General features: G+C 41.1%; 13 protein-coding genes. 7 read left to right on the top strand and 6 right to left on the bottom strand.

Annotated elements, in window-relative coordinates:
* Positions 1-200 precede the first annotated feature (200 nt).
* Both HXY43_RS08955 and HXY43_RS08950 read left to right on the top strand, forming a co-directional pair.
* Entirely contained in the window at positions 201-974 is a 774-nt protein-coding gene (locus HXY43_RS08955; protein ID WP_290882415.1) for a glucosamine-6-phosphate deaminase, read from the top strand.
* A 198-nt stretch (positions 975-1,172) separates the two neighbouring features.
* A complete protein-coding gene (locus HXY43_RS08950; RefSeq protein WP_290882412.1) occupies positions 1,173-1,601 on the top strand; it encodes a hypothetical protein in 429 nt (142 codons plus the stop codon).
* A 72-nt stretch (positions 1,602-1,673) separates the two neighbouring features.
* Here HXY43_RS08950 and HXY43_RS08945 read toward each other — a convergent pair whose 3' ends face one another.
* Entirely contained in the window at positions 1,674-2,585 is a 912-nt protein-coding gene (locus HXY43_RS08945) for a hypothetical protein (protein ID WP_290882410.1), read from the bottom strand.
* A gap of 375 nt (positions 2,586-2,960) precedes the next feature.
* Here HXY43_RS08945 and HXY43_RS08940 point away from each other — a divergent pair, with 375 nt between their 5' ends.
* Positions 2,961-3,689 carry a Bax inhibitor-1 family protein gene (locus HXY43_RS08940; protein WP_290882408.1) on the top strand — a complete coding sequence of 243 codons (729 nt, stop codon included), beginning with the start codon at positions 2,961-2,963 and terminating at the stop codon, positions 3,687-3,689.
* Positions 3,690-4,392: 703 nt separating this feature from the next.
* Here HXY43_RS08940 and glcD read toward each other — a convergent pair.
* Positions 4,393-5,871: a glycolate oxidase subunit GlcD gene (gene glcD, locus HXY43_RS08935; protein WP_290882405.1), complete on the bottom strand. Its 1,479-nt coding sequence runs from the start codon at positions 5,869-5,871 to the stop codon at positions 4,393-4,395.
* 119 nt (positions 5,872-5,990) lie between these two features.
* On the opposite strand from glcD, the gene HXY43_RS08930 reads away from it, so the two are divergent.
* The 3 genes from HXY43_RS08930 to HXY43_RS08920 all read left to right on the top strand — a co-directional run bounded on the left by HXY43_RS08930 (position 5,991) and on the right by HXY43_RS08920 (position 8,081).
* The gene (locus tag HXY43_RS08930; protein WP_290882402.1) at positions 5,991-6,719 is read left to right on the top strand and encodes a Uma2 family endonuclease; all 729 of its coding nucleotides are present in this window, start codon (positions 5,991-5,993) and stop codon (positions 6,717-6,719) included.
* A gap of 92 nt (positions 6,720-6,811) precedes the next feature.
* On the top strand, positions 6,812-7,390 hold the full coding sequence (locus HXY43_RS08925; protein WP_290882399.1) for a TetR/AcrR family transcriptional regulator: 579 nt from the start codon (positions 6,812-6,814) through the stop codon (positions 7,388-7,390).
* 55 nt (positions 7,391-7,445) lie between these two features.
* On the top strand, positions 7,446-8,081 hold the full coding sequence (locus tag HXY43_RS08920; protein ID WP_290882396.1) for a biotin/lipoyl-binding protein: 636 nt from the start codon (positions 7,446-7,448) through the stop codon (positions 8,079-8,081).
* A 30-nt stretch (positions 8,082-8,111) separates the two neighbouring features.
* On the opposite strand, the gene HXY43_RS08915 is transcribed toward HXY43_RS08920, so the two are convergent.
* Positions 8,112-8,300 (bottom strand): hypothetical protein, encoded by a 189-nt coding sequence (locus HXY43_RS08915; RefSeq protein WP_026736489.1) that lies wholly within the window; start codon positions 8,298-8,300, stop codon positions 8,112-8,114.
* A gap of 195 nt (positions 8,301-8,495) precedes the next feature.
* Here HXY43_RS08915 and mnmE point away from each other — a divergent pair, with 195 nt between their 5' ends.
* Entirely contained in the window at positions 8,496-9,878 is a 1,383-nt protein-coding gene (gene mnmE / locus HXY43_RS08910) for a tRNA uridine-5-carboxymethylaminomethyl(34) synthesis GTPase MnmE (protein ID WP_290882392.1), read from the top strand.
* 291 nt (positions 9,879-10,169) lie between these two features.
* Here mnmE and HXY43_RS08905 read toward each other — a convergent pair whose 3' ends face one another.
* From HXY43_RS08905 to HXY43_RS08895, 3 genes are all read right to left on the bottom strand, one after another.
* The gene (locus HXY43_RS08905; RefSeq protein ID WP_290882389.1) at positions 10,170-10,586 is read right to left on the bottom strand and encodes a hypothetical protein; all 417 of its coding nucleotides are present in this window, start codon (positions 10,584-10,586) and stop codon (positions 10,170-10,172) included.
* A gap of 753 nt (positions 10,587-11,339) precedes the next feature.
* On the bottom strand, positions 11,340-12,287 hold the full coding sequence (locus tag HXY43_RS08900) for a hypothetical protein (protein ID WP_290882387.1): 948 nt from the start codon (positions 12,285-12,287) through the stop codon (positions 11,340-11,342).
* Positions 12,288-12,547: 260 nt separating this feature from the next.
* Complete coding sequence (locus HXY43_RS08895; protein WP_269321131.1) at positions 12,548-12,700, bottom strand: glycine radical domain-containing protein; 153 nt, start codon at positions 12,698-12,700, stop codon at positions 12,548-12,550.
* Positions 12,701-13,091 lie beyond the last annotated feature (391 nt).

Below are 13,091 nucleotides of genomic sequence, written 5' to 3'. Positions count from 1 at the left end.
TTGCTCTTTAGTCAGAAATACCCTTAAACGGCTACCCATATCGCTGTTACCTTTGTAGACGCATTCTATGTATTTACTTATCTTTACATAGTTTGGTTTTTTCACCTCGTTCTACTTATAATTAAGTTCTAAATGACGACAATCTATGATGATTAGCGCTTTTAAGCGTTTCCTAGCCTCAAACTTCGCTTTCTAATCACATGCCAGCCGCAAAAAAAATATTTCGCCTCGATGACCTCAATGTGCAGATTTATAACTGTGAAGCCGAATTAGCGCAGGATGTCGCAGAAATCGCACACCAGTATTTACAAAATGTTCTCCAGCAGAATGGTAGCGCTGCTGTATTGCTAGCAACAGGTAATTCTCAAATCAAATTTCTCGATGAATTAATAGCATTAGGTGGTGTAGATTGGTCGCGGATTACCTGTTTTCATTTAGATGAGTATTTGGGAATTTCTGCCGATCATGCTGCTAGTTTTCAGCGATATTTGCGAGAACGTGTCCAGAAGCGGGTAAAGCCTAGGGAATTTCACTATCTAGAAGGTGATACTTTAGAACCTTTATTGGAGTGCGATCGCTATACTAAATTACTGCAAGCACAACCAATTGACCTGTGTTGTCTGGGTATAGGAGAAAACGGACACATTGCTTTTAATGAACCATCTGTAGCTAATTTCCAAGATATCTATAGCGTCAAATTAGTGAAATTAGATCAAGTGAATCATCTGCAACAGGTAAAGCAAGGTCATTTTCCTAATTTAGAAAGTGTACCAAAATATGCTTTTACTGTTACTATACCCATGATTTGTTCTGCTAAAAAAATCCTCTGCCTTGCGCCAACCCAACACAAAGCTAAAATAGTTCAACAGATGTTGCAAGAAGATGTAAGCACAGATTGTCCTGCTTCCATTCTTCGCAAACAACCGCAAGCAACTTTGTTTTTAGATGAAGATGCTGCAACTTTAATTACGTAAACACCACTCTAACCCTGTTCTGTCACTTTCGGAAAACAATAATCGTAGCGAAACATTGGAACCTTTATCTAATCAAACTTTGAGCCTTTCTTTTCTAATAGAAACTAAAATTTCTAGCTAAAAGCTGAAAAGTAAAGCTCCGAAAGGCTTTCAGGGATTGGCTTTTCCCAGTTTGACGGTAGTGTAATCGACAATATCGTGCGCCGGTCAACAGTACCCGTACTGATTACTCGTTTTTCTCAGCCAATTGAGAATACCCAACGAGTGTTTTTAGCTTTGAGCGATCGCAAAATTTCTGCTAATGCACTGCGCCAAACTCTCGGTTTAACGAAAATTCTTTCAGAAGCGCTTAAGTCTCCAGTGCAAGTTATGCAGGTGTTTCCTGAACCAACAAAATCTTCGTCCGACATGCAATCTGTGCTTGTTAACAGCAAATTTCCCATCCAACAAGTGCAGGGAAATCCAATCAGAAAAATCTCAGCATCGCTGAAAACCAACGATCTATTGATCTTGGTTGAAAGTACCCATCGTTTCGGTCAACCTACTTTGGGAAGAGAACCAGAGGCGATCGCCCGCTCTCATCCCAAAACTTCTATGATGATTATGCACTTTCCTGACTTATTTTGAGAAACATAATTACCCAAAAACGCCCCTACTAACTACTAACTACTAACTACTAACCACTAACTATCTACTAACCTATTGCACATTGACCCAAAAATCAGCAGTGTTAACTTTGCCATTGCGATTAAACTGCATCCAAAGTTTGTATGTCCCTGATTGGGGAAAGCTAGTTACAAACTGCACTTGCCCATCAGGAGAATTTTTGAGAGCATGAGCATGAATATAATCAGATACAGTTAACGGAGAAGAACTTTTAATAATGACTAAATGTCCTTTTTCTCCCAAGTATGGCTTTAAATCCTTGATCGGCTGATTATTAGCAGCTTCCTTTAAATCAAACTTCAAAGTGACTTCTTGACCAACCTTGAGATTTGGTTGAGAAAAATTCAGGTTAATCTTGGTATCCGGTAATATTTTAGTATTACTATATTTTGCCAAATCTTGAGGAACTGGAGTTGAGCCAGGAACGGTTAACTTCATAAGATTAACTCGTTCGTTTTCACCTGATGGCTTGTAATCGCTGAAAATAGTGTAAATATTAGGTTCAGGGAAATTAGCATTCACTTCAAAACGCCCATTACCTTTGTAATTTGGGTGCAAGTGATCGAAAATTTTCAGGTCATCACTAACAACAATTAAGTGCATCAATTTTTCCTGAAATGTATCAAACTTGGTGACAGATTTTCTCTGAGAGTCTTGAATATTAATCACCAAAGGCACAGACTGATTGGGAACAATATTTTTAGGAGCAGTTAATTTTGCTTCAGTGATAATTGATCGATCGCTTTGGTGATTATTTGCATGCCCATTATGATGCATTTGTTCATTCGAGTGTCCGCCGTGGTTATTGTTTGAGCGTCCATCACGATCGATTTGTGTCGTCGTGTTTTCCTGGGAAGAAGTTTCCCCAGATTTAAGCACTGACGAGCAACCTTGAGTTAGTAATAAAGCAGCGATCGCAGCAATTACAGTAATAGAATATTTCATGGAAATTCTTCTCAGTATCATACAAATTAGTTAATAAAAGTAAACTTGCACTTCACTTGCTTTCCGTTCAAAGATAAAATTCAGCGTCTTTTGTTCTCTTTTCGGAGTTTGTATTTGAGTCGCGATTTTGGCATAGGGTGATCGCCATAGAATAGCATTGAACATTTCAGGCTGCTAAGTTCAGAACTCAACAATGCTTAAGTTTGGCACATAGAAATAAAATCAGTATGAAATTGGTGACTACCCTAATACCGTTCCCTATCTCCACTCAAACAGTGAACAGCAAAAGTAGACACATACTAGCGTTTTTGCTGAAAATATGGATAAAAATGAGATTAGTCAGCAATATTGTCATACAAAGGCGAGTTGTGAAATATGAGCAGTAGTAGTAACTTCCGTGACGCTATCCGTGAGGCTAAAACTCACGCCCTGGTAGGGCCAAATGTAATTGCCAACGCCCTCCCTTACGTGGGAGGCGGTTTGGTATTAACAGCAGTAGGAACCTACGGCGGTTTGGGAGTTATCCGTGCTAACCCCGGACTTTTCTTTCCCACCTTTATCGGTGCGGTTGTATTGGAATTAATTCTGTTCTTTGTTGCCCGAAAAGTCGCCGAAAAAGGCAAAAACAGCATTGCACTGCCAATGCTTGCAACCTACAGCCTTTTGTCTGGATATACCCTGAGTGGCTTGGTATTTGTGGCGCTGAGAACAGAGGGTGTAGGCATTCAAGGAATTACTTTGTCAGCTCTCGGTTGTGGTATAACCTTTATTGTCGCCCGTCAGATTGGTTCAAATCTCTCTGACGATGATGGCATGGCTTTGACAAAAACCATCAATCTGGGCATTATCGCCTTAGTTGTTGTCTGTGTGTTGCAATTCTTATTTGCTTTGTTTGGCGTCTATACCCCAGGTTGGCTAGAAATAGGCATTTCTGGTTTAGGTGTATTTCTGTTTGTTGGGGTATCTGTAGTCGATTTTTACATCCTGCCACGCACCTACCGCAACGATCAGTACCTACCTGCGGCTTTGTCGATGTACTTGACTTACATCAACCTTTTCATCTTCATTTTACGATTGCTAATCGCTCTAAATAGCCGTGATTAAGCATCTGTTAGCACTGGTAAAAAGTAAAGTTTAACAATTCAAAACCGTGGTTAACTTTCACAAACCACGGTTTTATTATGGTTATGTTGCAAAAAAATTTCTGTAGGAGGCTCTATAGTACAAGAAGATTGTTTGACTCATCAATATAGTTACTGAGCAGTGTTTTTGAATGATGAGAAAAATCTTATCTTCTGCTAGGAAACCAAGTTTGCGATCGCCATTCCCATACCAAGCTAGAAACGCCTACCTTTAAGCATACTCATAAGCCAAGGCGAACGGTTGAGTTCGGATATAAAGACTTCGGTTTCAGAAAAAGAAGTGGCAGAGCCACTTCTAAGTAATTCCCAGGTAGAACCTGAGAAATAGTATAACGTTTATAATAAATTCAAATAGTATAAAGTAACACTTATTAACTTAACATGTTAGTTTTTATTATTCTGGTAATATTGTTAATGATGGCTACAGCTAATAAAAAATATGATTTTGTAAAGGTTGTCAAGCATAGTTTCTAGAGATTATAGATTTGTTTTGGAAGAAATTATAATTGCAATTTTTCAATTTTTTTTGAGTGCCAAATTTCGCGATCGCCACTAAAATATCTCCTCCACCACACATAAGTTCATAGCAAAATTTTTGCACAAGGCTCTGCGCTGCTAGTGCGTTTTCAATCACTACTCTTTTACGCAAAGCTGTACTAATTCATTTAAAATCTTTCAACTCCTTCAATATTTTTGGCACTCTCGCCCAAAGCTCTTGCTGCTTCCCCACAAGTACGCGGAGTCGGAAAAATTTTCTCTGGATTAGCTAAACCTTTAGGATTAAAAACTTGGCGCACCCATTGCATAGTTTCTAAATCAGCTGCCGTGAACATCTCCGGCATATAGCATTTTTTATCTGCTCCAATGCCATGTTCACCAGAAATACTGCCACCAACTTTCACGCATAACTTCAGAATTTCCCCCCCTACTTCTTCCACTATCTCTAATGCACCTGGAACAGAGTTATCATAAAGAATCAGTGGGTGAAGATTGCCATCACCAGCGTGAAATACATTGGCAATGCGATAACCGTATTTCTGACTTAATGCTTCAATTTCTTGCAGTATATAAGGCAGTTGAGTACGAGGAATAACTCCATCTTGCACGTAATAATCAGGACTTAAATGTCCAGCAGCGGCAAAGGCAGCTTTGCGTCCTTTCCATAATTTTAAGCGCTGATCTGGATCGCTAGCAGAAGTAACATTACGCGCACCATTCTGTTTACAAATTTCCGCTACTCTTTGTTTATTCGCTGCAACTTCTACTGCCAAACCATCAATTTCTACTAACAAAATTGCCGTTGCATCGCGGGGATAAACATTTAAGGCTGTCACATCTTCCACTGCATTGATGCTGAGATTATCCATAATTTCCATACCACCAGGAATAATCCCTGCACTGATGATATCAGAAACACTTGCCCCTGCGGCTTCAATACTAGTAAAATCTGCTAAAAGTACGCAGATTGATTCCGCACTTTTGAGAATTCTAAGCGTAATTTCTGTGGCAATACCCAGCGTGCCTTCCGAACCAACAAATATACCCGTTAAATCGTAACCAGGCATTTCGGGAATTTCTCCGCCCAAGTCTAGAATTTCACCTTCAGCAGTGACGATTTTTAACCCTAAAACATGATTGGTGGTGACACCATACTTGAGACAATGTACTCCACCGGAGTTTTCAGCAACGTTACCACCGATAGAACAGATGATTTGACTGGAGGGATCGGGAGCATAGTAGAAACCAGCGCCACTGACTGTTTGCGTTACCCAGTTATTAATCACCCCTGGTTGCACAACAACGCGCTGGTTTTCTAAATCTACACTCAAAATTTGCCGCATCAATGAAGTGACAATCAAAACGCTATTTTCTATCGGCAAAGCACCACCCGATAAACCTGTACCAGAACCACGGGCTATAAAGGGGACAGAGTATTTATCGCATATCTTCACCACCGCCGCCACTTGTTCTGTAGTTCTGGGTAACACCACTACCGCCGGACGTTGGCGATAGCTGGTTAGTCCATCGCACTCATAGGTAATGAGTTCTTCGCGGCGTTGCACTACCCCATTTTTGCCAACTACAGCCTCGAATTCTTTGATGATGGGTTGCCAGTTGCGTTGTTGTTTGTCTTGGGTGAGCATAGGTTTTGTGGAAAGATGCGATGCGATCGCTTGTGTGAGTTGGTCTAATTAATATTGTTACAGGTGTTTTATTGAATCAACTAACCTAGAAATATCGCTCTCAAGTGGTGGGTAAACTCATGGTTGAGCAACTTTTAATCAATAATGATGATTATTATGTGCCAGATGCTAGCCAGCTAGTTACTGAAGATGATACGCCTGTGGATAATTTTGCTTCTGCTAAACAACAACGCCTTTTAGTTAGTTCTCTTTACAGTTCCCTACACAATCAGATTTTTTTAGCTGAATCTAACGTAGGTATCTACCATACATACAGACAACCCGCCATTGTACCTGATGTCTTTCTCAGCCTTGATGTGCAAGTACCACAAAACTGGTGGGAGAAGCAAAATCGTTGCTACATGCTTTGGGAATTTGGCAAACCTCCAGAAGTAGCGATTGAAATTGTCTCTAATAAAGAAGGTGATGAACTGGGAAACAAACTAAGAATTTATGAGCAAATGCGGGTAAGTTACTACGTAGTATATGATCCCACTCAGCAATTAGGAGAACAACAATTGCGTGTTTATGAAATTAGGGGAAGACGTTACTCCGAAACTTCTGAAACTTGGTTAGAACAAGTCGGTTTGGGTTTAACTCTTTGGCAAGGTGAATTTGAAGGTAGACAAGATTTGTGGTTACGTTGGTGCTACCAAGATGGTACACTGCTAGCGACAGGGGATGAACGCGCTGTAAGAGAACGCCTAGAAAAAGACCAAGCACTACAACGCGCTGAAGTCGCTGAACAACGCGCTGAACAATTAGCTGAGAAACTGCGATCGCTAGGCATAGATCCAGACACTCTGTAGAGATTGGGTAAAAAAATCAGTCAACTACCTTTTCAAATTTTTCTTTCTCACTTATTATATAACTAACGTTCGATATAAAATATTGTCTCGTAATGCCCAAGATTGTTGATCGTGAACAATACCGCAAAGAATTGTTGATGAAATCCTTTGACCTATTTGCCCAGAAGGGTTATGCCTCTATCACCATGCGAGAGATAGCCAAAGAGCTAGGGGTTTCTACGGGAACACTGTACCATTACTTTCCCAGTAAAGAAGCTTTATTTTTGCAGTTAGTCGAAGAGCAGACACGGCAGGACATTTTGAATTTTTTGGCTGAAGCTGGACATATAAAAAGCTTACCACAACGCATTCAAGCCTTGATGAATTTTATTGCTAAAAATGAGGACTATTTTTTAAAACAAACTCTGATAATGTTTGATTTTTATCAACAGCAAGAACGCTCAGAACTGGGTAATAATAAGACTCTGAAAAAAGCTTGGGATGATACAAAAAAATCACTTTCAGACTATTTAGAAATAGAAGATCAAGCACTCATTGAATTTATTTATTGTTTCTTGAATGGCTTGATTTCAGCACGAGTTTTTGAAGGTAATACAGTTTCTTATACCGATCAGGGTGAATTGTTAGCAAAAATATTAACCGCTCATCTCAAAACCGAAAATATACTTTAATACTCCGCGTTCCTCTGCGCCCTCTCTGCGTTCCTCTGCGTTAAAAAAAGAAAACATGACTCAACAATTTCTCTCAAACCCTTCAACTCGAAAACTGGTAGGCTTAGTAATAACTGCTACTACAATTACCAGCGCGATCGCCTTTTACGGCATTTCTCAATACGGCATTTCTCAATACAGCTTAATCACTAAGTCCGAGCCTCCAACCACAGATACTCCTCCCCCTGTCAAAAAAGTCACTGCTCTCGGACGCTTGGAACCAGCAGGAGAAGTGATTCACTTGTCTGCACCTTTGGCGCTGGATGGTGATCGCCTGGCTAAGTGGCTTGTCAAAGAAGGCGATCGCGTGCAAGCGGGACAAGTGTTAGCAATTTTGGATTCTCAAAAACACTTGCAAGATGCCTTAGCACAGGCAAAAGAACAACTGAAGATCAGCCAAGCCAAATTAGCACAGGTAAAAGCAGGGGCAAAAACCGGAGAAATTCAGGCACAGCAAGCAAATATCAGCCGAGTTCAAGCAGAACAAGCAACAGAAATTGAGGCACAAAAAGCAGCGATCGCCCGTTTGGCAGCCCAACAACAGACAGAAATCCAAGCCCAAACAGCAAACATGACGCGTCTCACAGCAGAACTAACAAATGCCAACAATGCCACAGCAGCATTGAGACAGGCACAAACTCTTGACTCTTGACTTTTGACTCTGGACTTTGCCAAGCAGTTATTAATCTTCTGGCAATACCCATTTCGGCGGTTCCATGAGTTTTTTGAGTCGTGCTGCTTCAGCTATTTCATGCATTTTTTCTAGCGAAGTCTCTTGGATGAACTTTGATGCTTCCTCTACATAAGATTGTTCATCCGCAGTGCGCTCTTTGTCGCTGGTTTGGGGATTATTTTCTTTTCCCTCTTCCACGCTGACCTCCTATGCTCTGATTTTGAGAATGTGACTTACAGTCATTCTTGCTGCTAAGCAAAAATACTTCTGTTCTTCTAATAAATCTTAACCTTGTGACTGTCTTTTCAAACCTTGAATGTTACATTTCTAAAATCTCAAATCCAAATCTCTACAATCGACTATAGATTCAATCTTTTCCTGAAAAGGGCGCTGATGTCAGAAACTTTTGCCACCACAGGAACCATCGCTGCGATCGCCACCGCTATTGTTCCCCAACAGGGTAGTGTTGGGATTGTACGCGTATCTGGTTCAGAAGCAATGCACATTGCCAAAACTCTTTTCCATGCGCCTGGGCGGCAAGTTTGGGAAAGTCACCGCATTCTCTACGGTTATATCCGCCATCCCCAAACACAACAAGTCGTGGATGAAGCACTGCTTTTGATTATGAAAGCACCGCGTTCCTACACCCGTGAAGATGTTGTGGAATTCCATTGCCACGGGGGAATTATGGCAGTGCAGCAAGTGTTGCAACTATGCCTGGAAAACGGTGCAAGGCTAGCTCAACCTGGAGAATTTACCCTGCGGGCATTTTTAAATGGCAGACTAGATTTAACACAAGCCGAAAGTATTGCTGATTTAGTAGGAGCGCGATCGCCCCAAGCTGCACAGACTGCTTTAGCTGGTTTGCAAGGCAAATTAGCTCATCCGATTCGGCAATTACGCGCTCAATGTTTGGATATCTTGGCAGAAATTGAAGCGCGGATTGATTTTGAGGAAGACTTACCTCCGCTGGATGATAAAGCAATCATATCAGAAATTGAAAGAATTTCCGTAGAAATTACCAAACTGCTAGCAACCGCCGATAAAGGTGAACTGTTACGTACTGGATTAAAAGTGGCGATTGTTGGGCGTCCGAACGTAGGAAAATCGAGTTTGTTGAATGCGTGGAGTCGGAGCGATCGCGCTATTGTCACAGATTTGCCTGGTACAACCCGTGATGTCGTGGAATCACAGTTAGTAGTAGGTGGAATTCCCGTCCAGGTGCTGGATACTGCGGGCATTCGGGAAACAGAAGACCAAGTGGAAAAAATCGGTGTTGAGCGTTCCCGACATGCTGCTAGTGCGGCTGATTTAGTGTTGTTAACCATCGACGCCTCAGCGGGTTGGACAGCAGCTGACCAAGAAATTTACGAACAGGTAAAACATCGTCCCTTAATTTTGGTTATTAACAAAATCGACCTCGCCTCAGCAGAAGTGGTGGAGTATCCCACACAAATCAACCAAGTTGTAAAAACAGTAGCAGCCCAAAATCAAGGCATTGATGCTTTAGAAACAGCGATTTTAGAACAAGTCCAAACTGGGAAAATACAAGCTGCCGATCTGGATTTAGCCATTAATCAAAGACAAGCTGCTGCACTAGTAAAAACTAAAACTTCCCTCGAACAAGTACAAACGACGATTGCCCAGCAGTTACCTCTTGATTTTTGGACAATTGACCTGAGGGGTGCAGTTCATGCCTTAGGGGAAATTACGGGAGAAGAAGTAACAGAATCTGTGCTTGACCGGATTTTTAGTCGGTTTTGTATTGGAAAATAACACAACTGTCCTAAACCCACTCTCTATGGCGGCTTTTTTGTTGAGAAAAGTTAGTGCAGAGGTACTAGCTATACGAGAATGTATTGCTTATTAATACCATTTTGAAAAAATAATGCGACAAATAGACATTGTAGAGACGCGCCATGGCGCGTCTCTACATCAGGATGTGTTGTAAACATTTATTAAATCGGTATAACGTGAGTTCGACGAACTAAAAAATTTTCTCAGATTCCTATCTTGCAAGCTTTTTGTGCTTTTATAGCCGTCGAACTCACGTTAAGTTATGACACCTTATTTCTTGAGCCAAATACTTCCAAGATCCATATATTGATCGCCGCCTTCTTGGCTAGCATCATAGCAACGATACTCAGAATATCGAATCCGAACTAGCCTGCCTTCATTGTAGGCTTTTTCAACTAGCCTCATTATTTGAGGCTTTTTGTTGACATCCCATGCAAATATTCTTTTTACACAGTGTTCAGTCCCTACGTTTCTAGCGGGATCATATCGTGTAAAGGGATGATCTCGATCAATAGTTAAAGTACAAGTATTTCCAAAACAACCATAATCTACAATCTTTGCATTATCAACCTGCTGCCAAGCATAGGCTTTTGCTCCGATTCCAAAGAATCCTAAAGCTATTGTGATACCAAGGATAGTTTTAACAAAATTCTTTGTGAGATGATTTCCTCCTAATTTGTTTAGCATTTTCTTACACCTTCTTTTCTCTTTTAGTAGTTCAAGTCTTATCCAGACTCTGACCTATAAAGCAACGAGCCATGAGAAATATTTGACATTCGCTTACATATCCTCAAAAAACCTGCTCTGGTAAGTTGAGTTCAAAGTACCAATTAACCTTTACATTGTTGTTCAACCTGTTTGTTCCATACGTCGTATTTTTGAGTTTCTTTAACCAAATCTTCGCATTTGAATGGCTGACAAATTTAGAGACTTTTCTTAAACAAACTTCAAGACATTCCAAAAAGTAGTGTTGACACTTCGTAACACTTTCCCTATCATTGCGCCTACCTTTTGGTTGCTCAAGTCCTGATGAGAAGGAGTCACAATTCAGTATTCAGTATTCAGTATTCAGAATAACCCCATGAATGAATGATGCTGTTGGCGAATGTTATTGAGGTGCTTCCTATTCCTATTATATTTTTCTATCCAACTAAAAGATGCAGTCAGAATAAATACTTAATAATCAGTTCGTGTAGAGACGCCTTTGTATATAGCAATCCGGAATCATTCACGAGAAAATACTGAAGCTATACTTTAGCTTCTTTTTTAACCGACTGTATGCGTATCAATCTGGTCACAATCTCTATGAAAACGTTTATTTTCGCTTTCATTTGATTGTTAAATTTTTGACTTGCTGTGAATATGGCGATCGCCCACTCCGTGAGATCGCACTTCAAAAGTGCGCTTATAAAAGCATTCGGGCTGTCGTCTTATTAATCCTTATCTTTCTGTAGTCGTCTCTTGTTGATGGTTATAGATTTGCTCATTTATTGATGGTCGTTCTTTTTGCCGCCAACTTCTAATTTTCTCTGTCACCAATGGTGAAGCCAAAACTCCTCCCAGTCCAAAGAGATTTAAGATTAAAAATGTCAATCCTCCGACCAGGGGGATGAGACTAATCACAGCGAGAATGACTATCCCCACCAGGAATTGCAGCATTGGGGAACGTCTATGTCTCAAGGTTTTTTCCCCAATCAACAAACCCAAACTGTTTGCTCCCAAGAGTCCTACAACTCCAAGCAGTAAAGCAGCTATGGGAATTAATACTGCCCCCAAAAGACTCCCGCCAGTGAGAATTGATAACAGCAGAAATGCGACGACGCCTCCTAAACCCCAGCTCAAGCTTTTGAGTGGTTGCTGACTAATAGTTGCAGTGATACTTTGTAAAAAACTGGGCCGCAGCAACATCAACACCACGCCAACAATGGCAACTGCTAGCATGAACAAAGTGTAAAAAGCGGCGTTGAGCAAATATATACGTCCTAGCGTTCCCCACAATCCCCAGCGTCTCATGCCGTGCATCATGCCACCGCTACGGTCTAAAACTGTGACTGCATCCCCGCCAATTGTGACACCTGGCTCTTGAAAAATTTCTCCACCTACAGCAGTAACATCACCATCTACCCTAGCTCCTGTTTTGAGGATGACATCACCACCCACAGCAGCAGCATCTCCTGTAACATGCCCATTGTTTAAAACTGTAACAGAACCGGCGATCGCCACTGCGTCTTTAACAACTTCGTTCTCTGCAATTGTGACATCACTGCCAAATCGGACAATATCTCGACCAGAATCTTTAATTTGTGCTGCTGCTGTTCCCCATAGCAACAACATCAGCAGCGCTAGCACCAGTGCAATAATAAGTTTGATTTTCTTATTCTCCATCATTGGATCTTTCTCCTGATGAAAAATAGCGTTTTAATATCTTTACTAGAACACCGATTCAGTAATCTTCGGACAAGGAGGGATGGGGTGATGGGGGGAGTCCAGTTTTATATTCTCCCCACCTCCCTATCTCCCACTTTCCCTTGTCTGGTTCATAAAGACAATTTCTGAATACTGAATCGACGTTTTAGGTTATTGATCTAGATATATTCTGTTTTGCCCAGTGTCGATGGCACAATTGAGAATGTGTGGGAAATACCATCCTAGTAGTGTTGGTAAGATAGTTTGGCAACCGATGCCAAAGATGCGATTGCGCCCTTAGCGTCCCGTCCATGCATTGGGTTCGCCCTTGATGCAAAGAGTTCTGCGGCTTTTGTGCCATCTGGAGTATTGCCCGTCTTCTTGCCATAAACCAAGTTAAAAGTAATATTTAATACAGATTAGGTCAGTACGGCATTCAGATATGTCTTGTGTGTGGGGAGTTAGTTGATCGTGACTTGGTTGCACTGTTTTTGAGTGCGTGCGATCGCTCTCTCTTGTTAAAAAGATTCACCTAACTTTTAACTCTCTCCAACTTGAGTTATAAGTAAAAATTTTGAGGAACTTGTGAGGAGAGGTTAGGAAAGGATGACAGTTGTCTGTTTGCACGCTGATTTTGTGTTGGCGTAGCGTTAGAGTAGCGAACTACACTCAGATCTTGCACCTGGAAACTTGAATGTCAATTCCTTGACTAAGTGCTAGTTCTCTAAGGCGTTCAATATGTTGTAAAAGAAGCAACATCACCAAGTGTGGAAGTATTGTTTGGAA

This window comes from Fischerella sp. (assembly GCF_013388695.1).
GTDB lineage: Bacteria > Cyanobacteriota > Cyanobacteriia > Cyanobacteriales > Nostocaceae > PCC9605.
This window is presented reverse-complemented; position numbering and strand designations above follow the sequence as displayed.

Coding starts and splice junctions, on each gene's coding strand:
- HXY43_RS08955 (WP_290882415.1), top strand. CDS start 201: ATGCCAGCCGCAAAAAAAATATTTCGCCTCGATGACCTCAATGTGCAG.
- HXY43_RS08945 (WP_290882410.1), bottom strand. CDS start 2,585: ATGAAATATTCTATTACTGTAATTGCTGCGATCGCTGCTTTATTACTA.
- HXY43_RS08940 (WP_290882408.1), top strand. CDS start 2,961: ATGAGCAGTAGTAGTAACTTCCGTGACGCTATCCGTGAGGCTAAAACT.
- glcD (WP_290882405.1), bottom strand. CDS start 5,871: ATGCTCACCCAAGACAAACAACAACGCAACTGGCAACCCATCATCAAA.
- HXY43_RS08930 (WP_290882402.1), top strand. CDS start 5,991: ATGGTTGAGCAACTTTTAATCAATAATGATGATTATTATGTGCCAGAT.
- HXY43_RS08925 (WP_290882399.1), top strand. CDS start 6,812: ATGCCCAAGATTGTTGATCGTGAACAATACCGCAAAGAATTGTTGATG.
- HXY43_RS08920 (WP_290882396.1), top strand. CDS start 7,446: ATGACTCAACAATTTCTCTCAAACCCTTCAACTCGAAAACTGGTAGGC.
- mnmE (WP_290882392.1), top strand. CDS start 8,496: ATGTCAGAAACTTTTGCCACCACAGGAACCATCGCTGCGATCGCCACC.
- HXY43_RS08905 (WP_290882389.1), bottom strand. CDS start 10,586: ATGCTAAACAAATTAGGAGGAAATCATCTCACAAAGAATTTTGTTAAA.
- HXY43_RS08900 (WP_290882387.1), bottom strand. CDS start 12,287: ATGATGGAGAATAAGAAAATCAAACTTATTATTGCACTGGTGCTAGCG.